Source organism: Natronoarchaeum mannanilyticum (genome assembly GCF_039522665.1).
Lineage (GTDB): Archaea > Halobacteriota > Halobacteria > Halobacteriales > Natronoarchaeaceae > Natronoarchaeum > Natronoarchaeum mannanilyticum.
The window spans coordinates 34,739-61,690 of sequence record NZ_BAAADV010000005.1 but is presented as its reverse complement, the minus strand read 5'-3'; the positions used below and the strand labels follow the sequence as shown (position 1 = coordinate 61,690).

Genomic DNA, 26,952 nt, shown 5'->3' with positions numbered 1-26,952 from the left:
GAAGCAAACACCGCCGAAAATTGGCTCCAGGCGTTCGCCTTCGCATGGAATCAGCTTATCTGAACACTACCGAGCCTGCATCCTCATGATATCGTTGTAGGAATTGCTCCATATCAGTTGGAGAAGACTGCTTATCAGACTCAGTTACGAGTTCACTCATTGCTACTAGAAATGGACACAATATACAAATAAATTTTGTCAGGTTAACACGGACCGCTCGCTATCGCTTGCAGTGGAGGTGTCGTCAGAAATGGGTTGGGGCGGAGTCGAACGCGCCGACCAACCGACGAAACAAAGCCCGTGCTGCCGCAATACGGGCGTTTCGCCGGTGCCGCAGTAAGCTCCACTCGGTGAACCGTCATGTTGGAACCTAGATCGTACACACGGATCGGGGGGTCGCTATACCATGACGCGGAATATCTCACCTCAAGGCGCGGCAGATCGCTACCTGAAAGAACGGAAGCCCGAGATCGCTGAATCGACCTATCACAATCACAAATACACGCTCAATGCGTTCGTAGAGTGGACAGAAGAAGTAGACATTGAGGCTGTGTCGGAACTCGATGGAATGTACCTCCACGAGTTCAAGCTATATCGTCGAGAGCAGGGCATCAATGAGGTTACGCTATACGGAAACCTCTGTACCATCCGCGTGTTCGTCCGGTGGTTACAGTCGATGGAACTCGTTGATGAGGGACTTGCCGAGGGGATGATGATCCCCGATCCCGACGACGATGCGCGCGATGAAATGATCACCGAGGAGACTGCGGAGAAGATTCTGAATTACTTAGACAAGTTCGAGTACGGAACGCGCAGTCATGCGCTCTTTGCCGTTCTGTGGACGACGGGCTTCCGAATCGGAACCGTCCGATCACTCGATCTTGACGATTACTATCCAGAGGATCACTACATTGAGGTCGTGCATCGCCCAGAATCAGGTACACCGCTCAAGAACAAGGTCGAGGCAAATCGAGAAGTGAATCTCCACACTTGGGTCTGTGAAATCTTGGACGACTACTTTGAGATGCATCGGCACAATGTGACCGATGACCACGGACGCAAGCCTCTGTTAACTACTTCTCAGGGACGCCCAGCTCGTTCGACGCTCCGGCAGCAAATTGCTGGGTTAACTCGTCCATGTCACTATACAGGCGACTGTCCGCATGGACGGACGATTCCCGACTGTGAGGCGAACTCCTATAAATACGCTCAACGGTGTCCGTCGTCTGTGTCACCCCACTCGCTTCGACGAGCTGCGATCACTAATTGGCTGAACGAGGGCCATCGGAAAGAGCTGATTGGGGATCGGATGAATGTGAGTCCGAAAACACTGGACAAGCACTACGATGCACGTACAAAGGGCGAAAAGCGCGAGCTACGACGTGAGCAATTTGAACTGAAAAAGTAGGAAACTATGTTAAGATCATTGGAGAGATATCCTACTCAAGACAGATATCATACGCTCTACGATTGGAAAAGGAGATGAAGCCCTGTTGAAATTCTATGTATTCGGCTTATCTTGTAGGCTCACCAGTTCCTTCGCTGAGTTCTAAATCTAATTCGTCTAGCGCCTCAGATGGTAAATCATCCAATTCATGATCTGTATTCAACTTTGGGTTGGCATCCAGTCTGAATGAATAGAGAGTCCTATGATTATCATGGTTTTCAAGGCTGATAAGGTAACTACCCTCTCCTAGGTCACCGGAGTCTGCTGCAAATTGGAGTGTGAAAGATATTTCATCTATGTTGTCATTACAATATATGATTTCCTCGTCTAACTTTATTGGAGCAGGCCCTTCCCAAATATTCACATTAAAAGGACCATTTGCGTTTACCTTTATTCGGAAATCTTCTACCCAGCTTGATATATTAAGAAATATGTCGAACTCTGCGAATCCGTCTGATACGGGGTACCTTTCGTTATAGTGAGCGTCAGCGGACGTAGTCGGTTGAGTCTGAACGAACCCCATTGTAATATCTTTAAGATACATATTCACGAACACTATGCTAATCAGAATAGCGATCCCTAGTGATACGGTGAGAATTCGACCCGCTCCAGAGGTGAATAAGAAGGAACCAGCTGCACCAACCATAGTTAGAATAAACGTTAGTCCTCCCCAAGTTGGCTTTCTTAAATTAGAGATGAGAAACGAAATAACCCGAGATCCTCTCATTTCAATGCCCCCGGTTTTGAGTTGTTGAAATTCCGGATGAATGATGAGGAGAATAGTATACTAACAAGGAGCTTTTCTTTATTATTCAATGAATCACTTGGATTGATAGTGTAGATATGGATAGTAGATTCTGATATATTCGCTAATAGTGTATAGTTGAGATATTCAAATGTCGCAATCATCTGGGTGACTTTACTGGCATCCTCTAAATATTTCGTATATGTTTGAATACCTTTCCCGCCATGGATACTGATCTGAGAAACATCCTCATTTCCTTTCGCCGTCAAGCTTCTTATGTCGATTATCCTCGGTGTCTTTTCATTTAGGTGTCTATCACTATGCCTGTTATCTAAGACCTCGTTCAGAATTTCGGTGGGAAACGAAACTTTCTCAATTCGCAACTCCCCCACCAATTCAGATTGGAGTTTATTTCTTGCTTTTGAGATGTCCTCAGACCGGCCAGAGAACAGCATTATATTATCAAACCAATACACGTCAACTAATCGAGCAGTCAACGTCTCAACATCGACTAATTCTCCCTTATGGATACTCTTAACATTCTCAGATTTTTCGTATATATATTCGAAGTGAACTACTTTCGATGCAGAGTTCAATAGATATCTCGTCAATTGACCCTCAGAATATGAGTCTGATAATAACTCGAAGTTCCGATATCCTTCTCCAGGTTCGTTTGCATTGATGTCGGATAAGTCAGGTAATTTGTTTTCAATCACCTTACATCGCTCTTGTGGGTCCGTTTCCTGTAGTTCACCCTTCACTTCAGAAACATATGGAGAGAATGAAAAGTTCCCACCTGTATTCTGATTTGCTTTAGACATTCTGTCGAGTCTCTTGTAGTGGTAGGCATAAATAATCCAGCTAAGAATCACATCTTGCATCCACGATTGCCAATTGCTTTACTACTATATTGACGATGAGATTTCAACAGGCTGTTCAAGTGCATTGAGTGCTGGTGATGCTGTGTGAATAAGCTGTATTACTCCATCACAGATCCCTAAAGATACCCTGATGTCTTCCGGCGAAAAGACACAACCATCGGTTCACCCACTGGATTGTTCGATGGTACAGGACCAATATACCGCCCTCTGGCGGTTTGGTACTTCATCAATAGCAGGAGAGCGAGTGGGTTGGGGCGGAGTCGACGCGCGAGAGACGTGCTCGCGTTGCTGCGCGCGACTCTCTGCCTCTCGCTCGCTCCGCTCGCGAGAACGCCGACTGCTCCGTGTGAAGGAGGTGCCGTCAGACAAGAAAGGCGTACCACCAGAAACATCACTATCTGAGCAGATTCCTATTGGGCCTCCGCTTGATGGCACGATCTCGGCCACAACTATGCATGACGAACAAGTTACGCCCGAGACAGCGATAGAAGAGTATCTGGAATCGCGCACCCATGAAATATCCGAATCAACGCTCCAGAACCTACGATATCGTTTGAAGCAGTTCCGATTGTGGGCCGAGGATGCAGGGATTGAGGATATGAGAGAATTGGATGGCCATGACTGCGAACGGTGGAAGTTGGCCCGTGTGAACGCAGGGTTAGCACCGATCACTATCCAGATGCACATGAGAAGCTTCCGCCAGTTCATACGATGGTGTGGTATCGTTGGCTACACCGAGGAAGCGCTACACGAGCTCATACGGATTCCCGACGTGAACAAGGACGACCGACGTCGAGACGATGCACTCTCGTTCAAGCGCGCGAAGCGGATCAAATCATACCTCCAGAAGTTCGAGTACGGCTCGTTTCAACACATTTTATTTGGTATTTTCTGGCACACGGCAATGCGAATGGGGAGTGCTCGTGCGCTGGATGTCGACGACATCGAGTACGCCGACGACGGGACGATGTATCTCGCCGTACGCCATAGACCAGAGACAGATACTCCCCTCAAACTTGGCTCAGAGGGCGAGCGAAATGTGAGTGTGTCTGACCCGGAGCTCGCCTCAGCTGTTGATGATTACGTTCAGCACCAACGTCCGGACGTAGTAGATGAGTATGAGCGGACTCCACTACTTACGACGAGAAACGGACGTGCCTCGAAGACGAAGATTCGTGTGTCTGTTTATAGGACTACACAGCCCTGTCTGATGGATGACTGTCCACATGGGAAGGATCCCAAGACCTGTGAATTCCTCTCTCACAACAAGGCTGGTGGATGTCCATCAGCCGTTTCTCCACACGCTATTCGACGCTCAGCTATAACTGCGCATCTTGATCAGGGTATCCCGAAGGAGATCGTCAGTGAGAGAGCCTCAGTATCTGTGGATACACTCACTGAGCACTACGACGTACGTTCTAAAGAGATGGCACGTACTACTCGCCAGGAATATATTGACGATCTCAGATTCTAATTAACGAGATCATTTAAAGATGGCCTCCACTCAGATATTTGCAATACAGAGTCTCGGTGAGAGCAAGGTTGAACTCAATCATCGCCAGAAACATCGGTTGACCAGTTCTGTTGAACTTCTATTTTCATATGCCTATTATCGCGAGATCCTGTTCAACTCCCTGAATCATAACCCAGAGTCTCAGCCCACTACTCCTGCTCAAAGATTCTCGCTCGAGTCGGTACAAGCCTGACGTACAGTATTCCATACAGTTATTTGACTACACGGGAACAACCATACACGAGTACGTAGCCATGCGAGAGTTTCGACGACCAATCAAACTCATCCTCTTCCTCAGTTCCTATGTTCCCTTGTTCATCATTATGGGATTGAAATTCTGGGATATGGGACCCATGCTAATTGATCCCTATTATCTATATCGCTTAGAAATTCACCTTGGACTCTCCTACCTGACTGCAGTCGTTCTCATTCTTTGTATTGTATTGACGAGCCTAGTATATCGTATCATCGGCGTCCATTCCGACCGAGCAACGACTCAACGTTCGGTTGATAAATACCAAAAACGAAACGAATTGTTGTCAACTTACCTACTGGTGTATGTCTTCGTATTTGCGGGGCTTGACTTCACCCAACCACTTGATATCGGAATATTCCTCGTGTTTTTCTGCATTCTAGGGGTCCTCCAAATCAACTCTGGACACCTCCATGTTAATCCAATGCTTGGTCTTCGGGGGTACCAAGTATATGAGCTCACCAGCGATGAGAGGGTTATCTTAGTAATCTCTGATGGGTCAATAGAGGAAAAAGTAATGACACCTGAGTCAAAAGACAGTACAGACGCCAGAGACAAACTCGAAGTTGTTCCACTCGACACTACGACAGCGTTAGCACCATAACATGTCGCTCAACCTGAATCCGATCGAGAAACTCAAAGAGGCCCGCGAATACGCCGAAGGGAATACAGAAGCTGAGTTCCTCCTTGTCCGTGAAAGAAATGGTTCCCCACAAGTCGGGAAACTTCCAATTGGAAAAACAGTCCAACAAGAAATTGCGGATAACTTCGCTCAGGATCTGACGACCCACATCGACAATCTTAGAGAAGGCGACACTCGAACTCGTCCTCTTGATGTGGCGAATACCATTTCAGAAGAATCAATCATTCAATGTGCACCAGTAAGTGATCTCCCGAACTCTGAATTGTTCCAGATTTTGGTTTCGAGAGACCACCATGGTTCCACAACATATACCGAAGATCCGAAGCCAGATTTCCAACTTATCCGTATCAGCGAACCGGATGGGAAAATCCTAGCTGGGGTTCAGTCATATAGCGGAGTCGAATTAGTTGACACTACAAAAAAGCTATCACTTCAATACAGCGGAAAAGAATACGAGCGGTTCAAAGGAGATATGCTCGTGATCAAACCCGGTGTCAACGCTGTTTATTATGACGGCTGGCTATTCGTTATCAGCCCAAAGAGCTTCGAGAGCATGTTCAATATGCGGGAGGAGTATGAGAAGCGGGCAAAAGAAGCAATCGACGGTTTCGAAGATGCCGGAATTCGATTTGCAGATAAAGAAAAGACCACAAATTGGCTATTAGGTCACATCAATATGTTACGGGGGATGTACGAGATTTATGACGCCGAGATCCACCAGCAAGCTACGCCCTCTCAAATTGAAACGATGATTAAAAACTACGAGCTCAACGAGCGTTTCTCGCTAAGCTATGTTCGCCAGAACGGTGAAATTGAACTGGATGTTGCTGAGTATGTCCATACTTGGAAGTTGTTGAAATTATTGAGCGGGAAGTATGCTGAGGACAATATCATGGGAACACAGTGGGAAATTGATAGTGGCCAACGTTTGTAAATCAGGGAGGTCACCTTATCATCTTGTGAGTTGAACAGCTAACTGAAGCTAAGAGCTGAAACTGAGCTTGGCGCTTCGGTAGAAACATCTCTCAAGAACTATGTCAGAGAACAAAAACATTATTTACGGGTAATTTCAGGAGATTCGGTTGAACCGCCTCTATTTGTCCAGAGGGGAGGAATTATGACTAATTCCAGTAGGCGTACCTCTCAATGTTTTCTGGAAGAATTCCATCTTCATATCTTTCCTTATGGAACTTGGTGATTTTTGAAGCCATCTCATCCTCTTTCTCGCTAGTTTTTCTATTAACTTGTGAAAGATAGCTATTGATAGCTGCGAAAGAATATCTATTAGATGTGGAACGGTTTACTTCCCTTTTCCATCTGTTCACATCACTGTATGTGACTGTATTGGAATTTTGTATCTTGCTCGCCATCTCTCTATATTCTTCAATAAGATTCCGCCGATCATGCGTTGTACTTTTTAATTCTGTATGTAGCTCTGACTCAAGTCCTTCTAGTAGGGTTTCAGCATCTACATCAATACTGTACCAACGGATCTTCGATAGGTGAGCACCATCAGTTTCCTCCAGAAAGACGGTTTTTCGCGATGGCTGGAAGTGCTGTTTTATCCTTTGTTTGAGTCCAGACGTTGTACTTCCTACATAATATACCTCTTTAGCTTCAGCAGCAAGCTCAATATACAAGGGGTATGATCGTTGCCCATTTTCGTCAACTACCTTCCAATGCTGGGTTCCTGGATGCTCCTTATCTCCTTTAGGAACCAGGAACTGGTCCGATACTGGATACAAACACGTGAGATCGTCCGATGACTTTGTGGTTAAATATTTCTGGTCAATCTTTGGGCGAGTATCTACAAAGTCACATTGGAGTGCATAAACCACAAAGTCATATGACGGGTTTTCTATCCCTGTCAGATGTGGCATTTGAATCCCCCATGAACACTACGGGTTCTCTACTGTTAAAATTCGCTAAAATACGATTCAAAAAGATTTTCGTTAATCAGGTGCATATTTCCAAATGAGGTAACTCTCCAAAGTAGATCTATTACGTGTGTGAACCACGGTTTAGATAATTATATTTTAGTTTTAGATCAATGATGAGTCAACTGGGGTTCCCGAATCCGTTGATTCCCACGGGGGTGGGGGAATTCGATCGCTCTATCAGTAGTAGACGAAGGGGAGTCAGCATACTGATCGCCATCTGGTGATTCCTCAGTAACTCATTAATAGGAATGAGAAGATCAGCAAAGTTCAATCTCAATCAGAACTCCTCAGACGAAACGCTGGTTTAGTTCTAGCATGAACGATGCCTTTGTGGCATTCCTCTGCACTATAGTATACCCTATTAGCAAATAGAGGGTACAGGACCTGTATCGCCATCCTCGAAACGAATATCGTCCTAGTCTCAACCGGCCGAATTAGCGCCGATTACAGTAATTAGAGCCGTGTCACTGGAGGGTCAGACAGATCTCCGCCTTACTTTTCACGAGGCACCCTGGGCACGCATAATCAAATGCCCTCATAACATGCACCACCACCGCATAGAGCTAACTCTAATAGCATAATTTTATATAGAGTGGCACAGTACACGGTTGTATGAGATCTAAGCTTGAGGAAAAGGCAAACAAGTTCATCACACAGCAGGAGAAGCTGCGAGAAAAGCAGGAGAATCTGAGCGAGCTCCAGACCGACGTGTTCGGAGCAGATTCTGAAGAAACTGAAGAGAAGGCTCGAGAGTTTTTCTCAGATGTGGGCGGTTTGGAACAGAAGTCTAGCAAAACTCAGGAGATCGACGAACTGAGAGATGAATTGGAGGAGCTCAAAGATGCGTTAGAAACTACGCGTGAGGAACTCCAGGAACTCCTAGTTGAGGTCCAATTCCCACTGAACGAAACGGTGAATGTGAGCGATGACGTGGTTGAATTTCCTTATTCTGCTGAAATTCCTCAGTCAGTCATTGACGCAATAGAAGCCGTGTTACAAGTAGATCTCAGCGAGGACGGGGTTGTAATTGATACCGATGCAATCCGGGTCAAAACAACGGACGTTGACGAAGCAATGGATCAAGCTATGAATCGAATTGATGAGCTCCGATCGAAAGCGAACACGATGGTTGATGTCGAACAATATGTAAATGAAATCAATGGCCGTGATGAGAAGTTAGCAAAGACGCTGTACGTTCTCTATCAGACTGAGAACGCGCTCACGAAGAAAGAACTTGAGAAGCGTATTGGTGTTGAGACCGGCGAGTTACGCGGTCAGCTCTATTATGTTCTTGAGAACGACCCCTATTTGAAAAAATCTGACCAGAAGTTCTCGTTAAGCGACACCGGTGAACGGGTTACAGAAGCGTATATTGACCGACATGGACGCCCTGAGGGTCTCCCAGACGAGGTGAAAGCATGAATGGGGAAAATAGTGAGAAATCGATCAAGGAACTGTCTGAAGAATATCTGTCTGCAGTAGAGACAAAAGTAGATCAAGAAGAACTGGCAGACGCTAAAAGTCACTTGACGGAACTTCAAGATAGACATGATCGATTCAAGCAAGAATACGGAGAGTCGGATCCAGCAACTCAAGAACTGGAAGAGCGGGTGAGTGAAGCAAAAAAGAGAGTTAATGACCTTGAGAAGGCCCAACAGATCCCAGAGGAGTTCGAAGAGCAAATCTTGGAACGGGCCACACGGTTCATGCTTACTGAAGAGTGGTTGAATCCCCGTGTGATCGAAGCGTTAAATCAGGCGCTCATTGGAGAGCGAGATTCAGCGCTGCTGATTGAGGAGACAGAGGTCTCTGATCAAGATGACGTAAGTGAACTTGATGAGCTCACTCGGTTCGATTTCATTGACGTCGTCCGGAAGCTCGCGATGGATAAATTAGGTGAGACAGACGACGTGAAGGAGATCTGGGATTCAATTGCTGATACAACTAAAGAGGAACCGTTTAAAATCGTTGCTAGTCTCGGGAGTGCAACGCCGGATGAAGTGCTTGAAAGAATTGAGGATGATGACGTTAAGCGTGAAACCATTCGCGGTCGGTTGAAAAATACCGCTTCTCGAATGGAGATTAACCCCTACTTCCGTGAGAATGGAGTATATGGGCTATCAACTGTTGGGAGATACATTACAGAGGAATACGCAGAGACTTCCGACGAAACCGATTGTGAGACGTCTGAATCTACTGGAGGGAAAGGGGATGGTCAAACAACGCTTGGGCAAAAATCGGTGACTAAAAGAGGTGGTTCCGATGACTGATGAGGTTCCTGGCGATTTGATCGAACTATCTGAAACGTATCTGGATCTCTTCGGTGGTAGTGATGTTGATGAGGTAGAGGTAGAAGAGGATCTGGAATATTGGCAAGAACAAGTCAACGAGTTTGAAGAGGGAACTCCCATGTATGAGATGGCAGTTGGTGAACGGGACAAACTCAAAGAACGCTTTGAAGAATTGTCCACTCAGGAAGAGCGCCATGAGCAATTCCGTACTGAATTACTAACCCGCAGTAGTACAGAATTTGCCCCTCAAAACGACTGGCTCCATGAGTCAGTGATATCTGCATTGTCGCTTGCACTTACTGGAAAGAAGAGTGAGAAGATACTGATCGGAGATCACTCTTTACCAGACGACGCTGATACGCTGTCTAAGAAAGAGATGGTAGCTATCGCGAAGAATATTCACGCTGTCTCCAAACACGCAATAGATTCAAGTGATATCATTGAAGAACTATGGGAAAAGATGAGTACAAATGAACGGGCTCCTATAACAGAAATTCTTGCTCAGGAGGGTTCGTTGATAAGTTCTGGTGATATCAGTGATCAACTTGATAAGGATGCGACGGACAATCCTGGCGCTAATCTCCGCTACGTGCTGAACTCGTCTGAATACTACCCCTATTACAGAGAAGCGGGCGCTTGGACTCTTTCTCTCGTTGGCGAATACGTTTGGCAGAAGTATGGAGACGTCTCTGAAGAGGAAAACGATGAAAACGCTGAATCCGGGGAGAGTGATAAACAAGCTAGCTTAGATAGTCTAAAGAATTCTACCGGAGGTGCTTCCAATGAGTAGAACACGACACGACCCCGGAACCCTTGCCCAAGAGTATTTAGACGCCGTACAATCAGAAATTGATGAAGAACGTCGGCGAGAACTGGATAATAAGCTGGAGGCACTACAGGATCGCCGAAAGCAGTACGTTGACCAGCATGGTGAAGATAGTAGATTCGTCCAACGCGTAGATCAGAAAGTCGAAGATATTGAGCTCGAACTTGATGAACTCGACGAGTCCGCTCAGCAGACCGATGAATACCGGAGACAGTTCCTAGAAGCTGCCGTTGACAGTTTTGAGTTCAATAGTGAATGGCTTTCCACGAATACGCTGGAAGGACTTGCACACGCACTATATGGGGGCTCAGACGCATATCTAGTTCTTCAGCAAAACCGTATTGAAAGTCCAGACGATCTGGTAGAACTCGATGAAATCACCAAACTTGACATGGAGCATACGCTTCTAGTTCTCATCGAAGATCGTCTCGGGCAGACGGATACTGTGAGTTCCCGTTGGGAGCGATTTGCTGATTCAAAATACCACATTCCCTTCCTGGTTGTCGCTCGGGACGGTAGCGCATCACCAGAGGATGTAGTCCCAGAACTAGGTGGTGATGCAGATCGGAAAGATGCGAAAAATTGGTTAGAGAGTCCAATTTACGACTGGGAAGACCTCATTCCCTATTACCGCGCTGGTGACGGAGAATTCGCTCTTTCAACTACCGGAAAGTATCTATATCGCCACTATGCTGAGGATCTTGATGATCTCACGGGTGCTAATAAAGAGAGGCAAAACGAGACAGATAGTGACGATGGTGGACAAACCAGTTTAGATGACTTAAATGGGGAGAGTAGGGGTGATTCGGATGAGTGAGGAAAGATCCGACACCAGCCAAGAAGAGATTACGGATCTCCCAGAAGTTATAACTGAATTATCAAATGAGTACGTTGACTTAGTCATCCAAGCGGACAGCAGTTCTGGATCAGCGGAAGAGGAGATTGAGGACCTGAGAGACGAACTTGAATATTGGGAAGACGAGTTAGATGACCTCAAAGAGGAAGATGAGCTCTACTCAATCGCGATCGAAGAGAGAAACAGTCTTGAGCAACGGATTGATGAACACGATCAGAAAGAAAAGCGTCGAGAACAAGTTCGACGCCAGCTTATCGAACGGATTGCCTCTGACTTCGTGGCAAGAGAGGAATGGATTGAACCCCCAGTTATAAAGGCAGTCACTTGTGAACTTCTTGGAGAGGTTCGAGAGGAGATTTTAGTCGATGAACATCAGGTTCCAACAGATGAGTTAGACAATAAGATACTATTCAGTATTTCAAAGAATATTCGGGCCGTTGCTGGAGATAAGCTCGGTAGAGATGATCGAATTTCTAATCTCTGGGAAAGTATCGAAGGGACCCGCCAGTATCCTATTGTAGAGGTATTGTCGGATTCGACTGAGGCGTTAGGACCGAGTGATATTGCTAAGGCGATTCAAGATGAGGATCGAGATCGGAGACATATCGGAGATGCAATCGGGAAGATGAGAGATAAGCAATATCACCCATATTCTAAGGTGGATGGCGGTTACACATTGTCGTTCATAGGGGAATACGTCTGGCAGGAGTATGGACCTGATAATGATGTTGAGTTAGACGAAGAGCAAACAGGGACTGAGAAGAACCCCTCTGCTGATTCTGACCTGACCAATTTTTGATCTTCAGGGGTTCTGGATTACCAAGAGTCTAATTAGTTTCCCCGATTATTGATTCCCACGGGGGTGGGGGGGGTAGATCGCTCCATCAGTAGTAGACGAGGTATGGGTAGTATCCTTATCCCCGAGCTGCAGATCCTGCAGCAAGACATCTCTTGAGAGTTCAAACTCCATTAGAACTCTTCGGACGAAACGCGGGTTCAATTCTGGAAAGAACTATTCCTCTTCTGGCCATCCGTTTCACTATAATATACCCTATTCGCAAATAGTGGTTAGAGGGCATCTGTCGCCCTTTTCCAGAAACCCCAATTACTTTGTTTGGCTTGGATCGAGATAATGCCCGTCATGGGAAGGCCACCGATTGTCCTCAGTTGAGCTCAACGTATTCCGTCGATAGGAGTCCTTGTCCCATTTGGGATAGGATTTAGACCAATCGGAGAGATCTGGCCGGCGAGTCCGAATCCCATAGAGTCCGGACTCCTCGAACGTCTTAATGACCAACTCTCTATTGTCACAATAGTACCAGAGCCTCGAGACCAATGCGTTATCAGCCTCACTAACGGTATCATAGCCTGCTACCTCCCCATTCCAAAGAGAGCGGAAGTCATCACTAAGCGCGCATCCAGTCGCCCAAACTTGGTCGACCGTAGGTGTCCCTTCTACGCTAACCCATACTCCTGGGATTTCCTCCTTGTTCGTCCCTCCGCACCACTGTTCTGCCGACTTCTTCCCAATACTGGTGATTCCAGAAGAAGAAGCTGTTTGAGCCGAGTTCTGTTCTGTGCTTGGAGGTGCCGTCTTCTGGTTCCCAGCTGTGGACGGAGATAGATACTCCTCAAGGAGGTCTGATACGGTCTGATCAGCCTGATCGAGGGAACTAAACCGCTGATCGGCGGTTGGAGGTGCGAAGAGGTCCCCTGTTACCGTGGTGTAATGGTTCTCTGTGTACACCTCAAGGTGGGGATCTTCATCGAGATTGCCGACTGGATCCAGTCCCAGCTTGTTCTTGTGGTTGTAATCATCAAGCAGGTCTGGAATTCCGTCGCCTACCTCGAGGAGCTGCTTTAAACCAGTTCCTGACGGCGACACCTCCGTATATGTCCCCAATCTCTGCACCCACTCTTGGACCGCTTCTGGGACGCTCCCATCGCCGACTGCCGGGTCGCAAACGTCGTCCCAGTCGATCATCATCAAGGAGTCATCGGTAGATAGCATGAACCCTAATACCAAGGGATCGTCTGGGTTGGCTCGTGCTCTGAGTTCCGCATCACGACCCGGTTCTTTAAGCAGCTGTAGGGCTTCCTCAAACTCCAAACCGTCGTCAGTTGCCGTAGGATCGCTTGGCTTCAACGGAGGCTTCTCTCCAGGGAGAATCTTCGCTATCAGCCACTGGTCACGAGTTCGGAGCTCCGGGGGGAGAAGTTCCACTGACGTCGGAAAGATGTGCTCTCCCCCCCCTCGTGGGAATTATTCCAGTTAGTTCGCATGACGTTCACCTCCGTACTCCTCTTCGACATAGTCGAGTAGCAGACGGAAGTTGCGCCCGGTTGCTCCGATAACGTCCAGGTCATCAGCAATCTCTGTTATTAGAGGCCACCACTCCCTCTCTTTGAGCTCCGCGAACTCAGAGAGGCCAAGAAACTCAGTTAAGGAAAGAACGCTGAATCCAATTATCCCATCATAGAGTCCTCGGTTTCCTCCGAGACTATTGAGATTCTCCGTCACGATCATAGATCGCACCCGAGCGCGAACAGGACCCGGGAGCTCCATGGCTTGTAGAACTGCTTCTGTGAGGCAGAGGTAATCCCGTCCCTGATCATTATCGTACTCGCCAACTCTGTGGTCCTCTGCATAATAGCAGGACTCACGACCGAGATCCCATTTGCCAGGACGGATATCCAGATCATGATGGAGGTACCACATACGTCGGTACAGTCGTTGCCGTTGGCTCGAAACCGCCCTATCTACCTTGTCAGCCATAATTGTTGTCTCAGAAGACGTTACCATCGCATCCGAACGAAGAACCGCTGGAGCACCATCTGGACCGTTTGACGAACGGTTCTCGAGGGGAGTTGACAACGGAAGGTCTCCCCCACCAGGGGAAGTGATAGTAGAATACCGATAGTGCTGTTCTTCGTTATCAACTTCCTTCTCATGAAACCCAGCAGCTTGGGGATCTCTCTTGAGAGTCGGCCCTGTCGTCTCTCTCTTGACCGTCTTAGTATGTTTGGTTAGCTGCTGCCCTTCCCAGTCACGAAACGGTATCTCGTCGTACATAGTGGATCATCGCATGATCCACCTGCCTCTGGGGAGGATCTTCCCGAAGAATGGTTGATCCCATTCTATCGGGTCGTAGCTTTCCTCTCGCAGTTGGCAGGCGGTACATGCGACATCCACAGAGCGACTCTATCCACGCAACCTCTTCACGTCGTCTCTATTCCCAGTTAGGTACTGACCAGTTTAATGCTTTTGGTGAGATCAGTTGTGGAGATAGCATTCTTCGTCCGTGCTTTATCATTATTCGTTTGCTGCAATTAGCGATAATGACATGATCTCCTTCAGAGTCTTATCAGGGTATGGATCGGACCAATGATCACTCAGTGACTTCGAGGACACCAATTACATCCCTTCATGGAGTTGAATGCTGAAATCTGGATGAAATAACGCTGTATTTTTTGAAATGGGGGTGCGGAGTCATTCTATCTGGAAGATTTTCTCTGTTTTAAAAACCGTGGAGTACTGAAAAATATAACTGAATATTGAGTCCACAAGTGAAATTGAATTCCATGCGTTACCTAACGACGCTTGCCCTCATCTAATGGAATTTGCATTTCGTCTCACCGTAAGCACATCCCGCCTCGACGCACCGACTGCATTTGTGTACTCCAGGGTCAACCCTGGTACCACAACACTTGCAAGAGGATTTTTCCCGAGATGTTCCTCCAGGGTTTGCTCCACCATCTGACGAGTGATTGGCCATCCCGTCAACCAGATCCTTGATATCTTCAGACGAGAGGAGCTCGGAGTCGGTAACGTCTCCGGACTTCCGTCCGCTACTGCCCTTATTGGATTTCTGGTTAGCCATAGATGTATGATATCATCTAACAAGATAAATGCTTGGGAGGATTACATTCCATTCTGGAACAATATCTAACATCGTTCGTCGGCCAGACAAGTTCTCAATCGACGCCAACTGCCTGAGATCCTGACCACAATTTCCTCTCGATGTTCTGCTGATATCGCAATATCCTACGAATGATAGCTTCCCATGAACTATGCGCTCTCGTCGACGATGTCGTGACTGTTAAGCTCGAGCGATCACTGTCGCCGGCGTCTTGGAGCACGCGTATAAACTCGAGTCCAAGTCGACTGTTCCCTGCTCAACGTCGAAAAGTTCCCCCTGGGGCCAGCACCTCCCCAGAAATTGGAAAGTACGGAAAACTTGGTACGCTCTCAGTCGCTACAATCCTCTGCTCCACTCTGAGGCCTGATTTCACGATCCACTCTTTCGTTAAGTGGATCTCGAAGGGTAAATTGGCAATATCCTTAAGTATAATCCGAGCTATCATAGCGGTATGAAATCAAATAAATATTGTAGTAAATGCGGAGAACGAGTTCCACCAAACTCTGCATATTGCTCGGATTGTGGTGCAGATCTCTCTACTGAAGCTACAACCGGTTCGACTGGAAAGGCGTCTGGTGGGAACTCAGCCTTGATTCAGGGGTTAGATTTGAGCCCATCACGAGGAACTGCGCTACTTGGAGCAATACTCTTACTGATCGGTTCGTTCCTGCCATGGGTAGATGCAGGTATCGTCTCAGTTTCTGGAGCCCGGACGGACGGGATTGTTGTCCTCATCACTGCAGTGATTTTGTTAGCACTTCTCATGTTTGCTTCGTGGGACTGGAGAGTAAGCAGTCTCACAGCTGCTGCTGGCGGATTCACATGTCTAATTGCGCTCGGGTTTATAAGCAATAATCCCCGTCTGGCGGAGAGCACGCTGGTGTCTGCTGGAAGTGGAGTATATGTTTCGATGATAGCTGGAGCGATACTCTTCTTTGCCGGGATCAGCCCTATTAGTCAGAGCAAACAAATTCGGAATAAGTTCTGGACAACTGCCGATCGTGCCCTTGAGCAGCTCGAGCAACTCATTCGATAGTTGAATCGTAAGCTATCGACACGCCAACTCAGAACGCCAGAATTATTGGTTCTATATCATATACTCTAATTATACGATAAGAGAGTCCGTCCCTTCTTGATCGTTCCTTCGGGATTATCGAAGCCGATTGAAACAACGGCGACGGCTCATCTACAATTCGGGACCACCCCCCGTGGAAATCCAAACTTCCCGACGAACTTCGGAACGAGTTCGAACAAATCGTCGAAGCACTCCATTACGACGACTCGATCGACTTTGAGCGCGACGGTCTCGACTTACGTGTAACCAACAGACAGCCATGATCGTCATCACTTGTTGGTTACACTGGTCCGATGACGCTGCTCATGGGCGGGTGGGAGAGGGCTCCTGTCAGTCTCGATTCTGCCTGCTTCTTCTATCTCCTGTTTCTATTCTCTATTTCTTATCAGATTATATTAATCAGTCTATCGTAACGTGTACTTTCTTAATGCCGTGTTGAGAAGGGTTGCGCATCACTACTATGTCGGTGGGCGACACCCAGACTGAGTTCAATTTCGCAGAATTCGATACTGAGGTTTCTACGGAAGATGAGAACAGGGTGATCGAAGCTATTGCGGAGTCCATCCGCCAACTCCGCGATCAGATTGATGATGACCTCCTTGATACGACGTTTCGTCGCGATCCAGGAAGCTATACCCTCAAGTCGGAATATACTCAGGATCAGCTTGATCCCGAGCCGACGACGAAGAATCGAGTAATCGAGCCACTGCTTGAGGTGCTTGGTTACGATGACTATGGCTACGAGGCGGGTGACTTTTCATCCGAGCGTGGGGAGCAAGCAGACTACTCTGTGTCGCTGAGAGACGTCGACGGCGTCGACTCGAGCCGACTACTGATCGAGGCTGAACCCCTCAACAAGGAGTTGCAGGATCGGGGACACGGATTAGATCAAGTCAAGAGTTGGCTGAGTCAGCGCGAGTTCGATTCAGACTACGGCTACGCTACCGATGGCATCAGGTGGATTTTCGTTCGCTATGAGCCCGATACCTACTCTCACAACATCATCGAGGAACTCGATCTCCGCCCTGTCTTCCTTTCGCTGTTTGAAAATCAAACCACGAGTCAAGTCCCGCCAACGGAAGCAGTTACCGAAGAGGAACGAGAACTCGTTGCGCGATTGATCCGGACGTTCGACTACGACAACTTCCTGTCTATCATTGACGACGCTCGCGAAGTCATCAAGCGAAAGCAGGAAGAGATCACCGATGAGTTCTACGATGACTACATCCAAACAGTATTCGGTGTCACCGATGAGGCAGATTCAGAACGTCGTGCTCGAAGTTTGGTAGGTGACGGGATTATCCCACCGGATGAAGCTGATGGGGATGATGTTCGTCTGTTTTCGGTGGACTTGATGAATCGGCTGATCTTCATCAAGTTCCTTGAGGACAAGCAGATCGTCCGGCCTGATCTCCTCACCACAATCATCGACACGTACGACGATGGTATCTACCCTCAGTCCCTCTACAAGTCGTTCTTCGATCCGCTCTTCTATGACATCCTCAACGTCAAACCAGAAGAGCGAGAGTCGCCGATCGATCTCTATTCGGAGATTCCGTATCTAAACGGTGGGCTGTTCCGCCCCGAATTGGACAGCTCGTCCGACGTCGACGAGCGTGGATTCGATGTTCGGGATAGCGTCTTGGAGTCGATTGTAGACCTTCTTGAACGATACCGGTTCTCTGCTGATGGGGGCCCCACGGATATCGATCCGAGTGTGCTCGGGAGCGTATTTGAGAAGACTATTAATTACCTTACTACTGGTGCAGGCGATCAGAACGCCGATCTTGGAGCATACTACACACCAAAGGAGATTACCCGTTTCAGTGCAGAAGAGACAGTCCGTCCAGCACTTCGAGACAGGTTCGCCAAGATCCTCGTAGAGGAACGTGATTGGCCTGAGCCAGAGGTTGAGCAGTACGAGACACTTTACGAACTGATTGACGGACTGCCGGGATCGAGTGATCTGATCACCCGACTCTTGGCCGAAACTGACGATTTCTACGTCATCGATCCGGGGATGGGAAGCGGGCACTTCCTCACGTCAGCCGTCGAGGAAATTGTCAATGTTCGACAGGCCCTTTGGGATCGGAAAGAGACTCGCCCCCCTCGCCACCGGATGAAGAAGACGACAGTCCAGAACAACATCTACGGCGTCGACATCATGGGGCCCGCCGTAGAGATTGGAAAGCTCCGGCTCTGGTTGTCGATCGTCGCCGAACTCCGCGAAGAAGATGTCGAGGAGTTGGATACTGAGGAACTTGCCCTTCCGAACATCACGTTCAACGTCCGACAGGGCAATTCTCTCATCGGCTACGTCGCGTTCCCTGAGGAAACGGAAGACGGGCTCGCTACCTTTGAGCGGTGGAATGAGAACAGCGTCCGATCGAGGTATGAGGATGTCATCGAAGAAATTGAACTCCACGAGAAGTACAACGCGTTTCCAGAGAAAGCAGAAAAGCACCGTCAGAATGCACAAGAACTGCTCAGAGAGTACCGTAGTGAGCTCGACGAGCAAATCCTTGACGACTTCCGCGACGTTGTCGACGACGTCACAGAAGACGATCTGGAAGAGTATACCCCGTTCCACTGGATGCTCGAGTTTGCGGAGGTATATGCAGACGGTGGGTTCGACGCCATCATAGGTAATCCGCCGTGGGATCGGTTGCGCCCCACTCGTGACGATTACTTCATGCGACATGATGGGGACTTCCACTCGCTCCCACCCGAGGCCAAAGATGCTCGTCAAGAGGAACTGCTTGATGATCCAGATATTGAGCAGGGGTGGGAGGACTACAAGCGAGAAATTGAGATCATCACTCAGTACTTCCACGACTCGGGCGCATATAGGCTACAACAGCCTCTCATCGACGGAACGAGCCAGAGTACTGAAAACGATCTCTCATCGCTCTTTCTGGAACGAGTCTTCAGCCTCTCGAAAGACGGGGGGTATATCGCTCAGGTACTCCCGGGGACAATCTTCAACGGAGGATCGACGAAGGATCTCCGGACGCACCTGATCGAGGAGACGGAGATTCAATCGATTATCACATTCGAGAACCGAGATATCTTCGAGGCCGTCGACGGCCGGTACAACTTCGGCGTCGTCGTCTCGAAAAACTCCGGTTCTACTGATGAACTCAAGGGGATTTTCCAGCAACACGGGTTAGATGTCATCCAAGAGTTTGATGAGAGGGCCCTGACGATCCCCGGCGAAGTACTTCTTAAATATTCACCGGAGGCTCGAATCTTCCCGCAACTCAAGAAGCAACCAGAGGTGGCAGTGCTTGAGACGATTATCCAACATCCACCAATTGGAGACGATACAGGCGAAGAATGGTACGCGACACCCTATCGAGAGTTGGATCGAACCAACGACGCAGATCGATTCCTCGAAGATCCGTCCGAGGGTGACTACCCAGTCTATGGAGGTAGCAACATCTATCAGTTCAGCCATGATCCCGAGTTCGTCGATATCAACCCGCCGGAGTTCTGGAGCGTCGATGAGGACGTTGATCCGGACATAAGCGCAAAGCAACGAATTCGGGAAAAGAATGTTCGGAAACTCAAGCGAGCAATCTACGATGCATTTGACGGGACTGGCTCACAAGTGAGCTTCGTCGATGATCTTCTTGAGAAGAACCGAGGGGAGAAGCTTTCTGAGCAAGACGTGCGATTGGATTGCACCTCACCACGAATCGTCTTCCGGGATGTCACGAAGTTCACGAATGAACGGACGCTTATCGCAGCTGTGATTCCAGATGGGATTGTCTGCCATAATAAGCTGCACACGATCCGTCCTTACGAGATTATACCTGAGAACGACGATCTCACGGAGTCACCACTACACGGAGTCTACGAGAGTATCTTCTCCGATCGAGAACTCTTTGTCGCGCTGGGCCTCCTCAACAGTATCCCATTTGACTATCTAATGCGGACAAAGATTGACACCAGCGTGGTGATGTACAAATTTAAGGAATCACAAGTTCCTCGTCTCACAGAGAGCGACGAGTGGTTCGAGCACATCTGGACTCGAGCTGCCAAGCTCAATTGCTATGGGGAGGTGTTCAAGAAGATGCGGGAACGGTTAGGGATCAACGCAGCAACTGATCCAGACGAGCGTGAGGAGATACAGGCCGAGCTCGATGCTGGTGCCTTCCACGCTTACGGCCTCGATCGAGAGCAAACTGCGTTTGTGCTGGACGATTTCTACCAAGTCCAGAACCCGCGACGGATGACTGACGACTACTTCGATCTGGTGTTGGAGAAATACGACAAGTTAGAGGAGAGATAGTAGTTAATCCAGCCTTCTAAGGAGTAGCTCAAAGCATCGAGTTTTACTTTCACTCTGGCCCTCCCATCATTAGAGACTATTGACAGACAGTTCTCATATAGTGTTACCGAAAACACGTTTCGGTTACCATGTCAATTTCGTAGGAGGGAGAGACTCTTACCAGAGACCCATTTCTGGTGCTTGAGGTGTCTCCGCATGAGCCGATCACGACGCCAGTTTATAGGTGAACTTGAACGGGAAGAATGGTCCTCGTTCCCCCCACCGTGGAAATCATCTTCTCAATAGCAACCGATATTGAATTCTGTACGAGTAGTTGCAAGGGAGGCCTCGCTTTAAGTGAACCCGATGGTCAATCTACTATCCAATTCAGGCAACTCTCGTCAAGCTCATGATCCGAGCAACCGGCGCCAGACTTTTCTGTCTGATCACCGATTCCTTTACGTGAGATCGTGCCACGGCGTCGTGCCCAACAGGGTTCCTGTTGGACTGAATGGTCAGTTTCTGGACCACACAAGGACATATCTGACGTTATAAGGACTGCTGTGGCTGTCTGGTGTCCTTCGGTTAGTGTTAGAAATTTTATGGGTTGGGGCGGAGTCGAACCGCCGACCTGCTCCGTGTGAAGGAGCCGTCATAACCAGGCTAGACCACCAACCCGGTACAAAAATCGGTACTCGGAGCCGAGACTTAAGACTTGCTTCTCGGAGCGATCACGTCCCGCGGTATCGCCGGACGCGACGGCGGGCGTCGGCGGCGAAGTCGGCCGCCTCGTTCTCGGCCCGATCGCTGGCGTCGTCCAGCTTCGCGCGAAGCCGCTCGACGCGGCCCGGTTCCGGTTCCGCCTCTCGCCCGGCGAGTTCGCGGCCCTTCGCCACGACCGGTTCGAGCGTCTCCACGACGCCCTTCTTCGCGTGTGCTCCCGCTCGGGTCAGGTAGTACCGCGCATCGCTGAAGTGCCGGTTCATATCTGACCGTAGGTAGGCAACAGATATAACAGTTGTGGCGTCACCGCGCTGACGTGTCGCACGCCGCTGGGCGATCATCGATGTTCGGGGCGCGCTGTGAGTTCGTGTCGCGGCGGCGGACGCCGACATCCCCGCCTCGCAACACTTGCTTTTAGGCCAGCCGAAACCGGTGGGTTTAACAAATTGTTAGGCATACCTAAAATCGCGGCGTCGGAGGCAACCCGGTGGATGACGCTCCTGCCCTCCGTCCCGTGGTGTGCCAGCAGACTTCGGGGACCGGCGACGGTCCCGACAGACGGTCGAGGCTCCGTGGGCATCGGACCCGACACGTCCCGTAGCATCTCTCTCTTTCGCGACAACGATCGACGGCGAGTCACCGGTTCACAAACGGTTTTACTGTTCGGCCGTCCAAACGGACCACGAATGTTCAGCCGGCTCTCGATCCCGACGCCGTTCCAGGTCGGCCCGGTCAACGCCTACCTCGCGGGGCGCACGATTGTCGATCCGGGCCCCGACAGCGAGGAGTCCTGGGAGGCTCTCGTCGAAGGGCTCGCCGACCGCGGCCTGGAACCGGACGACCTCGACCGCGCGCTGATCACCCATCCCCACCCCGACCACTTCGGGGCCGCGCACCGGCTCCGCGAGGCCGGCGTCGACGTCCTCGCGTCGCCCGCGACCGCCGAGATCATCAGGGCGTTCGGCGACCGCCTCGACTACGAGCAGTCCTTTTTCGAGGACTTCTTCGTCGCCCACGGGATGTCCCGCTCGACCGCGAGCACCGTCGTCGAACTGCCCGAGGCGTACCTTCCCTACGCGCCGGACTGCGAGGTCGACGCGACGCTCGCGGACGGCGACGCGCTGGAAGTGGGCGAGCTGGACGTGACGGTCGAAGCCGTCGAGGGACACGCACCGGGCGAACTGATATTCACTTACGAGTCGGCCGGTCAGGACCGGGCGATCGTCGGCGATCACGTCCTCGGCGACGTGACGCCGAACCCGCTGTTGCAGCCGCCCGCCAAGCCCGAGGGCGAGCGACCGCGGATGCTGCCGGCGTACAACGACTCCCTCACGGCGCTCCGCGAGCGCGGCCTCGACGAGATCCTGCCCGGCCACGGCGAGCGGATCGAGGACCCCGACGGGAGAATCGACGAGACGCTGGCCGCCCACGAGGACCGCACCGACAACGTCCGAGCGCTCGTCGACGAGCCGACCACCGCGATGGACGTGATGGAGGGGCTGTTCGACGACCTGCCCGCGACCGAGTACTTCCCGGCGATGAGCGAGGCGATCGGCCACCTCGACGTGCTCGAAGCGCGGGGCGAAGTGACGCCGACCGAGAGCGACGACGGGCTCGTCCGCTACGAGGCGACAGGAGCATGAAGCGCACGCAAGCTGTCGCGCTCGGCGAGGCGCCCGCGGATCTCGTGATCGCCGGCGGGCGCGTGTTCCTCCCCGAGACCGGCGAGTTCCGCGCGCTCGACGTCGCGGTCTGCGACAACGAGATCGCCGCGCTGCCCGAGAGCGCCGAGGACGTGATCGGCGAGGACACCCGCGTCGTCGACGCTGACGGCCGGGCCGTCCTGCCGGGGTTCATCGACGCCCACACGCACGTCGACACGGTCCAGACGCTCGAAAACGCCTACCACTACGCGCTGGAGGGCGGGACGACGACCGTCGTCACCGAGACATCCGGGCTGGGCGGCGCGTTCGGCGCCGAGGGCGTCGAGGCGCTGCTCGCGGCCACCTCGTACCTGCCGATCACGGTCAAGGCGACCGTCCCACCCCAGCCCCTCGCGGACACGTTCGAGGAGCCCCGCGCCGACGAGGACGAGGCCGAGGCGCTCGCGGACCTGCTCGCGGACGACCGGATCGTCGGCGTCGGCGAGACCGACTGGATCCACGCGGTCGGGCGCGACTCGCCGATCGAACGTCTCTACGAGCGCGCCGAGCGGGAAGGCAAACGCAGCTGCGGCCACGGCGCGGGCTGCGACGGCGCCAAACTGTCGGCGTTCGCGGGCGTCGTCGACAACGACCACGAGGCGATCACCGCCGACGGCGTCGTCGAGCGCGTCGAGCGCGGCGTCCACGCGATCGGCCGGTACGGCTCGATCCGGGACGATATCGAGGCGATTGCGGGCGCGGTCGACCGCGTCGGCGCCGCCGAACTCTCGCTCTCGACCGACGGGATGTGGCCCAGAAAACTGCTCGACGAGGGGCTGATGGACGCCGTCGTCCGGCGGACGATCGAGGAAGGCGTCGACCCCGCGGACGCGATCCGGATGGCGACGCTGAACCCCGCGCGCCACTTCGGGCTCGACGACCGGGGTAGCCTCGCGCCGGGCAACGCCGCGGACGTCCTGATCGTCGACGACCTCCAATCGGTCAACGTCACCACCGTGATCAGCGGCGGCGAGGTCGTCGTCCACAACAACGAGGTCCGCGTGGCGCCCCGCAGCCACGAGTACCCCGAGCGCTTCTACGACGCCGTCGACGTGCGCACCGATCCCGACGCCGTCCGCGTGCCCGCCGACGCCGCCGGCGCCGACGGTCGCGTACGCGCAATCCAGCTCGGCGAGGGGTTGCTCTCCCACGAGGCGACGGTCGAGCCCGCACAGGAGGACGGCGAGCTCCGCGCGGCGCCCGAGCGCGACGTCGCCAAGGTCGCGCTGCTCGATCGCCACCCCGATTCCGACGGCTCCGGCTTCGCCGGCTTTCTGACCGGATACGGCATCGAGCGCGGCGGCGTCGCGACGAGCATGACGATGGAGGCGACGGGCGTGCTCGCCGTCGGCGCTGACGACGCCGATCTCCGCGCGGCGGCCAGGCACGTCAACGAACTCGGTGGCGGCTGGGCGGTCGTCCGCGACGGCGACGTGATCGCGGAACTCCCCTACCGGGTCGGCGGCTGCGCCGCGGATCTCGAGGTCGAAGAGACCGCGAAGCTGCTCGACGCCGCCGAGAACGCGGTGCGCTCGCTGGGCGTCGGCGTCGAGCGCCCGCTCGTCTCGCTGGCGTCGCTGCCGTTCGTCGGCGTCCCGACGATGAAGCTGACGACCTCGGGGTACGCCGACGTCGTGCGCCGGGAGCTGGTCGGGCTCGATCCCGACTAGTATTCCGGATTCTCCTCGCGGACGCCGTCGCGCTTGTTGACGACGCGCGCGAGCACGAACAGCGCGTCCGAGAGCCGATTCAGGTACTGGACGGCCTCGCCGTTGATCGTCTGGTCGGCCGCGAGCGCGACGGTCCGGCGCTCGGCGCGCCGACACACCGTTCTGGCGTGGTGAAGCCGCGACCCCTTCTCGCTGCCCGTCGGCAGGATGAACTGCTCCAGGGGGTCGAGTTCGTCGTCGAAGGAGTCGATCATCGCCTCGAGTTCCTCGGTGTGCTCGTCGCGCACGACGGGATCGTCCTCGTCGGGATCGGGGTTCGCGAGGTCGGCCTGCGCGACGTGGAGGTGGTTCTGGATCGCGGCGAGGTGCTCGTCGACGTCGTCGTGACCGGTCGGCCGAACGGTCCCGAGCAGGGCGTTCAGTTCGTCGACCGTGCCGTACGCTTCGATCCGCGCGCTGGTCTTCGAGACGCGGGACATGTCCCGAAGATCGGTCATCCCCTCGTCGCCGCGGCCGGTGTAGATCTTCATGTCCGGACCCACGCGGCGGACGACCTTAGTTCTCCCCGGGACGATGTTCGCTACGCACTCGGACGCCTACTCGTTCGATCCGGTGATCACGTTCGCCAGCTCCTGACGGTCGAACAACTGCTTGTCCTCGGGAATTTCGGGATAGGAGGCACCGCCGTCGGGCGTGCCGGGCCACTCGCCGAACTGCTCCGGGTAGAGCTGTTTGGCGGTCATCTCCAGCTGGAACAGGTTCATGATCGGGCCCTGGTAGCGCATCCCGGCGGCGTACACGCGGTCGTCCTGGACCGCAGAGAGTTTCTGGCCCGACGGCTCGCTTTCCAGGGTATCGCGGACGTCGTTCATGTCGTGCCAGGGGGTCAGCCCCCAGAGGTGCAGGATGACGTCCGGATCGGCTTCGAGCATCGTCTCGTAGTCGACCGTACCCCAAAGCTGCTCCCAGTCCCGGTCGGCGAACGCGTCGGTCGCGCCGAGCGGGCGCGTGTCGGCCAGCCAGTAGCCGGGCTTGTTCAGGTGGTAGGTGAAGAACTGGTCGTTCTGGGCGTTGTACGTGACCCGCACCGCGGTCGGGCGGTCGTCCTCGGGCGGCAGGTTCTCCTCGATCGTCGCGACGGCGTCGTCGCGGATCGCCTTGATCGCCTCGTAGCGCTCGACCTCGTCGAACACCGCGGCGACCTTGCCGAACAGCTCCCAGAGCCCGTAGTACTCGTAGCTGTCGCGGTACGCCTCGGGCGGCTCGGCGTGCGTGCCGCTGTAGAAGTTGCCGAACCACGGGCCCTGTTGGTTGCGAACCTCGTCGATCTCGGACTCGCCCCAGTTGCTCTGGGTGCTCACCCAGGCCGGGTCCGCGAGGTGGACGTCGGCGTCCGTCGAGTACACCGTCTCCCGGCTGAAGTCCCCGTCCAGCGGGTTCACGAGATCGCCCCACTCGTAGTCGACGCCCTCCAGGTGGGCGTAGTAGTGGCTCATCGTCGTCTCGGCCATATTGGTGGCGAACATCGACTCGATCGCCTCGCTGTGGCCGAGCGCGACGGCCATGTCGGCGTACTGCGGATAGATCGTGAACGCGCTCTCGGGCGGCCCGTCGAACTCGACCTCCCCCACCGGCGCCATCGACACCGAGTAGGATCCTCCGTCCGAATCGGATCCCGGATTTTCGCCGATACAGCCCGCCAACGCGGCGCCGCCGGCCAGAGCGCCGACCGACCCGAGGTAGTTCCGTCGCGTTCGTTTTGGCGTCGTCTCGTCGTGCATGCCTTTAGGCAGGCCTAAAACGAGTAAAAGACTTCCGTCTCGTCACGACCCCGGGACGCGACAGATCGGTGTCGCTTCGGCGGTCGAACGGTCGGATGCCGACCCCCTTTTCGTATATCGATATGCCATTTACTCCGGTCCGCTAGCCCGCCAGAGCGTCCCTCGGCGATCGACGCGAGCCGTTCGATCGGCTGCGGGAAACAGTAGTGTTAAATCCCGAGGACCGGGTACGTGCAAGCATGGAACTGGATCAGTACTGTCCGCAGTGTGAGGCCGAACACACGTTCTGGCTCGCGGCCAGCACGGAACTCCACCTCGGGACGAAGACGAAGTGGCGCTGCCCCGAGTGCAACTACGGCTTCGTGAAGATCGACGACACCGTCGACACGGGCGCGACGGCCTGAGACAGCCG

Annotated in this window: 22 protein-coding genes and 1 tRNA gene; 14 read left to right on the top strand and 9 right to left on the bottom strand. The window is 52.4% G+C overall.

Annotated features, from left to right (window positions below):
• Nucleotides 1-406: 406 nt before the first annotated feature.
• Entirely contained in the window at nucleotides 407-1,408 is a 1,002-nt protein-coding gene (locus tag ABDZ81_RS12805) for a tyrosine-type recombinase/integrase (RefSeq protein WP_343774385.1), read from the top strand.
• A 106-nt stretch (nucleotides 1,409-1,514) separates the two neighbouring features.
• Here ABDZ81_RS12805 and ABDZ81_RS12800 read toward each other — a convergent pair whose 3' ends face one another.
• On the bottom strand, nucleotides 1,515-2,093 hold the full coding sequence (locus ABDZ81_RS12800; protein ID WP_343774384.1) for a hypothetical protein: 579 nt from the start codon (nucleotides 2,091-2,093) through the stop codon (nucleotides 1,515-1,517).
• Between the two features lie 77 nt (nucleotides 2,094-2,170).
• Complete coding sequence (locus tag ABDZ81_RS12795) at nucleotides 2,171-3,013, bottom strand: hypothetical protein (protein ID WP_343774383.1); 843 nt, start codon at nucleotides 3,011-3,013, stop codon at nucleotides 2,171-2,173.
• Between the two features lie 406 nt (nucleotides 3,014-3,419).
• On the opposite strand from ABDZ81_RS12795, the gene ABDZ81_RS12790 reads away from it, so the two are divergent.
• The 3 genes from ABDZ81_RS12790 (at nucleotide 3,420) to ABDZ81_RS12780 (ending at nucleotide 6,416) form a co-directional block, all read left to right on the top strand.
• The gene (locus tag ABDZ81_RS12790; RefSeq protein ID WP_343774382.1) at nucleotides 3,420-4,547 is read left to right on the top strand and encodes a tyrosine-type recombinase/integrase; all 1,128 of its coding nucleotides are present in this window, start codon (nucleotides 3,420-3,422) and stop codon (nucleotides 4,545-4,547) included.
• A 593-nt stretch (nucleotides 4,548-5,140) separates the two neighbouring features.
• Nucleotides 5,141-5,443, top strand: a complete 303-nt coding sequence (locus ABDZ81_RS12785; RefSeq protein WP_343774381.1) for a hypothetical protein — start codon at nucleotides 5,141-5,143, stop codon at nucleotides 5,441-5,443.
• A 1-nt stretch (nucleotide 5,444) separates the two neighbouring features.
• Nucleotides 5,445-6,416 (top strand): Kiwa anti-phage protein KwaB-like domain-containing protein, encoded by a 972-nt coding sequence (locus tag ABDZ81_RS12780; protein WP_343774380.1) that lies wholly within the window; start codon nucleotides 5,445-5,447, stop codon nucleotides 6,414-6,416.
• 187 nt (nucleotides 6,417-6,603) lie between these two features.
• On the opposite strand, the gene ABDZ81_RS12775 is transcribed toward ABDZ81_RS12780, so the two are convergent.
• A complete protein-coding gene (locus ABDZ81_RS12775) occupies nucleotides 6,604-7,362 on the bottom strand; it encodes a GIY-YIG nuclease family protein (protein WP_343774379.1) in 759 nt (252 codons plus the stop codon).
• Nucleotides 7,363-8,034: 672 nt separating this feature from the next.
• On the opposite strand from ABDZ81_RS12775, the gene ABDZ81_RS12770 reads away from it, so the two are divergent.
• From ABDZ81_RS12770 to ABDZ81_RS12750, 5 genes are read left to right on the top strand one after another with little or no spacing between them, the layout of a single operon-like run.
• Nucleotides 8,035-8,844 (top strand): hypothetical protein, encoded by an 810-nt coding sequence (locus ABDZ81_RS12770; protein ID WP_343774378.1) that lies wholly within the window; start codon nucleotides 8,035-8,037, stop codon nucleotides 8,842-8,844.
• The gene (locus ABDZ81_RS12765; RefSeq protein WP_343774377.1) at nucleotides 8,841-9,692 is read left to right on the top strand and encodes a hypothetical protein; all 852 of its coding nucleotides are present in this window, start codon (nucleotides 8,841-8,843) and stop codon (nucleotides 9,690-9,692) included. Before ABDZ81_RS12770 ends, ABDZ81_RS12765 begins: the two co-directional genes overlap by 4 nt.
• Complete coding sequence (locus ABDZ81_RS12760) at nucleotides 9,685-10,503, top strand: hypothetical protein (protein ID WP_343774376.1); 819 nt, start codon at nucleotides 9,685-9,687, stop codon at nucleotides 10,501-10,503. The genes ABDZ81_RS12765 and ABDZ81_RS12760 overlap by 8 nt, the downstream gene beginning before the upstream one ends.
• Nucleotides 10,496-11,356: a hypothetical protein gene (locus ABDZ81_RS12755; RefSeq protein WP_343774375.1), complete on the top strand. Its 861-nt coding sequence runs from the start codon at nucleotides 10,496-10,498 to the stop codon at nucleotides 11,354-11,356. Before ABDZ81_RS12760 ends, ABDZ81_RS12755 begins: the two co-directional genes overlap by 8 nt.
• On the top strand, nucleotides 11,349-12,194 hold the full coding sequence (locus tag ABDZ81_RS12750; RefSeq protein WP_343774374.1) for a hypothetical protein: 846 nt from the start codon (nucleotides 11,349-11,351) through the stop codon (nucleotides 12,192-12,194). The genes ABDZ81_RS12755 and ABDZ81_RS12750 overlap by 8 nt, the downstream gene beginning before the upstream one ends.
• A gap of 306 nt (nucleotides 12,195-12,500) precedes the next feature.
• Here ABDZ81_RS12750 and ABDZ81_RS12745 read toward each other — a convergent pair whose 3' ends face one another.
• Entirely contained in the window at nucleotides 12,501-13,379 is an 879-nt protein-coding gene (locus tag ABDZ81_RS12745; RefSeq protein WP_343774373.1) for a hypothetical protein, read from the bottom strand.
• 288 nt (nucleotides 13,380-13,667) lie between these two features.
• Nucleotides 13,668-14,468 (bottom strand): hypothetical protein, encoded by an 801-nt coding sequence (locus ABDZ81_RS12740; protein WP_343774372.1) that lies wholly within the window; start codon nucleotides 14,466-14,468, stop codon nucleotides 13,668-13,670.
• 1,298 nt (nucleotides 14,469-15,766) lie between these two features.
• On the opposite strand from ABDZ81_RS12740, the gene ABDZ81_RS12735 reads away from it, so the two are divergent.
• Both ABDZ81_RS12735 and ABDZ81_RS12730 read left to right on the top strand, forming a co-directional pair.
• Nucleotides 15,767-16,351 (top strand): zinc ribbon domain-containing protein, encoded by a 585-nt coding sequence (locus ABDZ81_RS12735; RefSeq protein WP_343774371.1) that lies wholly within the window; start codon nucleotides 15,767-15,769, stop codon nucleotides 16,349-16,351.
• Between the two features lie 499 nt (nucleotides 16,352-16,850).
• On the top strand, nucleotides 16,851-20,684 hold the full coding sequence (locus ABDZ81_RS12730; RefSeq protein ID WP_343774370.1) for an Eco57I restriction-modification methylase domain-containing protein: 3,834 nt from the start codon (nucleotides 16,851-16,853) through the stop codon (nucleotides 20,682-20,684).
• A 582-nt stretch (nucleotides 20,685-21,266) separates the two neighbouring features.
• Here the strand turns inward: ABDZ81_RS12730 and ABDZ81_RS12725 are convergent.
• Both ABDZ81_RS12725 and ABDZ81_RS12720 read right to left on the bottom strand, forming a co-directional pair.
• Nucleotides 21,267-21,341 (bottom strand) — tRNA-Val (locus ABDZ81_RS12725).
• Nucleotides 21,342-21,394: 53 nt separating this feature from the next.
• A complete protein-coding gene (locus tag ABDZ81_RS12720; protein ID WP_343774369.1) occupies nucleotides 21,395-21,649 on the bottom strand; it encodes a DUF7553 family protein in 255 nt (84 codons plus the stop codon).
• A 423-nt stretch (nucleotides 21,650-22,072) separates the two neighbouring features.
• On the opposite strand from ABDZ81_RS12720, the gene ABDZ81_RS12715 reads away from it, so the two are divergent.
• Both ABDZ81_RS12715 and ABDZ81_RS12710 read left to right on the top strand, forming a co-directional pair.
• Nucleotides 22,073-23,029, top strand: a complete 957-nt coding sequence (locus ABDZ81_RS12715; RefSeq protein WP_343774368.1) for an MBL fold metallo-hydrolase — start codon at nucleotides 22,073-22,075, stop codon at nucleotides 23,027-23,029.
• A complete protein-coding gene (locus tag ABDZ81_RS12710; protein WP_343774367.1) occupies nucleotides 23,026-24,759 on the top strand; it encodes an adenine deaminase C-terminal domain-containing protein in 1,734 nt (577 codons plus the stop codon). Before ABDZ81_RS12715 ends, ABDZ81_RS12710 begins: the two co-directional genes overlap by 4 nt.
• Here ABDZ81_RS12710 and ABDZ81_RS12705 read toward each other — a convergent pair.
• On the bottom strand, nucleotides 24,756-25,289 hold the full coding sequence (locus tag ABDZ81_RS12705; RefSeq protein ID WP_343774366.1) for a cob(I)yrinic acid a,c-diamide adenosyltransferase: 534 nt from the start codon (nucleotides 25,287-25,289) through the stop codon (nucleotides 24,756-24,758). The two genes, ABDZ81_RS12710 and ABDZ81_RS12705, sit on opposite strands and share 4 nt — an antisense overlap.
• A 66-nt stretch (nucleotides 25,290-25,355) precedes the next feature.
• A complete protein-coding gene (locus ABDZ81_RS12700) occupies nucleotides 25,356-26,540 on the bottom strand; it encodes an ABC transporter substrate-binding protein (protein ID WP_343774365.1) in 1,185 nt (394 codons plus the stop codon).
• 239 nt (nucleotides 26,541-26,779) lie between these two features.
• Here ABDZ81_RS12700 and ABDZ81_RS12695 point away from each other — a divergent pair, with 239 nt between their 5' ends.
• Nucleotides 26,780-26,944, top strand: coding sequence for a DUF7838 family putative zinc beta-ribbon protein (locus ABDZ81_RS12695; RefSeq protein WP_343774364.1), 165 nt, complete (start codon nucleotides 26,780-26,782; stop codon nucleotides 26,942-26,944).
• Nucleotides 26,945-26,952: the final 8 nt, after the last annotated feature.

Coding starts and splice junctions, on each gene's coding strand:
- ABDZ81_RS12805 (WP_343774385.1), top strand. CDS start 407: ATGACGCGGAATATCTCACCTCAAGGCGCGGCAGATCGCTACCTGAAA.
- ABDZ81_RS12800 (WP_343774384.1), bottom strand. CDS start 2,093: ATGGTTGGTGCAGCTGGTTCCTTCTTATTCACCTCTGGAGCGGGTCGA.
- ABDZ81_RS12795 (WP_343774383.1), bottom strand. CDS start 3,013: ATGTCTAAAGCAAATCAGAATACAGGTGGGAACTTTTCATTCTCTCCA.
- ABDZ81_RS12780 (WP_343774380.1), top strand. CDS start 5,445: ATGTCGCTCAACCTGAATCCGATCGAGAAACTCAAAGAGGCCCGCGAA.
- ABDZ81_RS12775 (WP_343774379.1), bottom strand. CDS start 7,362: ATGCCACATCTGACAGGGATAGAAAACCCGTCATATGACTTTGTGGTT.
- ABDZ81_RS12770 (WP_343774378.1), top strand. CDS start 8,035: ATGAGATCTAAGCTTGAGGAAAAGGCAAACAAGTTCATCACACAGCAG.
- ABDZ81_RS12765 (WP_343774377.1), top strand. CDS start 8,841: ATGAATGGGGAAAATAGTGAGAAATCGATCAAGGAACTGTCTGAAGAA.
- ABDZ81_RS12760 (WP_343774376.1), top strand. CDS start 9,685: ATGACTGATGAGGTTCCTGGCGATTTGATCGAACTATCTGAAACGTAT.
- ABDZ81_RS12755 (WP_343774375.1), top strand. CDS start 10,496: ATGAGTAGAACACGACACGACCCCGGAACCCTTGCCCAAGAGTATTTA.
- ABDZ81_RS12750 (WP_343774374.1), top strand. CDS start 11,349: ATGAGTGAGGAAAGATCCGACACCAGCCAAGAAGAGATTACGGATCTC.
- ABDZ81_RS12745 (WP_343774373.1), bottom strand. CDS start 13,379: ATGATCGACTGGGACGACGTTTGCGACCCGGCAGTCGGCGATGGGAGC.
- ABDZ81_RS12740 (WP_343774372.1), bottom strand. CDS start 14,468: ATGTACGACGAGATACCGTTTCGTGACTGGGAAGGGCAGCAGCTAACC.
- ABDZ81_RS12735 (WP_343774371.1), top strand. CDS start 15,767: ATGAAATCAAATAAATATTGTAGTAAATGCGGAGAACGAGTTCCACCA.
- ABDZ81_RS12730 (WP_343774370.1), top strand. CDS start 16,851: ATGTCGGTGGGCGACACCCAGACTGAGTTCAATTTCGCAGAATTCGAT.
- ABDZ81_RS12720 (WP_343774369.1), bottom strand. CDS start 21,649: ATGAACCGGCACTTCAGCGATGCGCGGTACTACCTGACCCGAGCGGGA.
- ABDZ81_RS12715 (WP_343774368.1), top strand. CDS start 22,073: ATGTTCAGCCGGCTCTCGATCCCGACGCCGTTCCAGGTCGGCCCGGTC.
- ABDZ81_RS12710 (WP_343774367.1), top strand. CDS start 23,026: ATGAAGCGCACGCAAGCTGTCGCGCTCGGCGAGGCGCCCGCGGATCTC.
- ABDZ81_RS12705 (WP_343774366.1), bottom strand. CDS start 25,289: ATGAAGATCTACACCGGCCGCGGCGACGAGGGGATGACCGATCTTCGG.
- ABDZ81_RS12700 (WP_343774365.1), bottom strand. CDS start 26,540: ATGCACGACGAGACGACGCCAAAACGAACGCGACGGAACTACCTCGGG.
- ABDZ81_RS12695 (WP_343774364.1), top strand. CDS start 26,780: ATGGAACTGGATCAGTACTGTCCGCAGTGTGAGGCCGAACACACGTTC.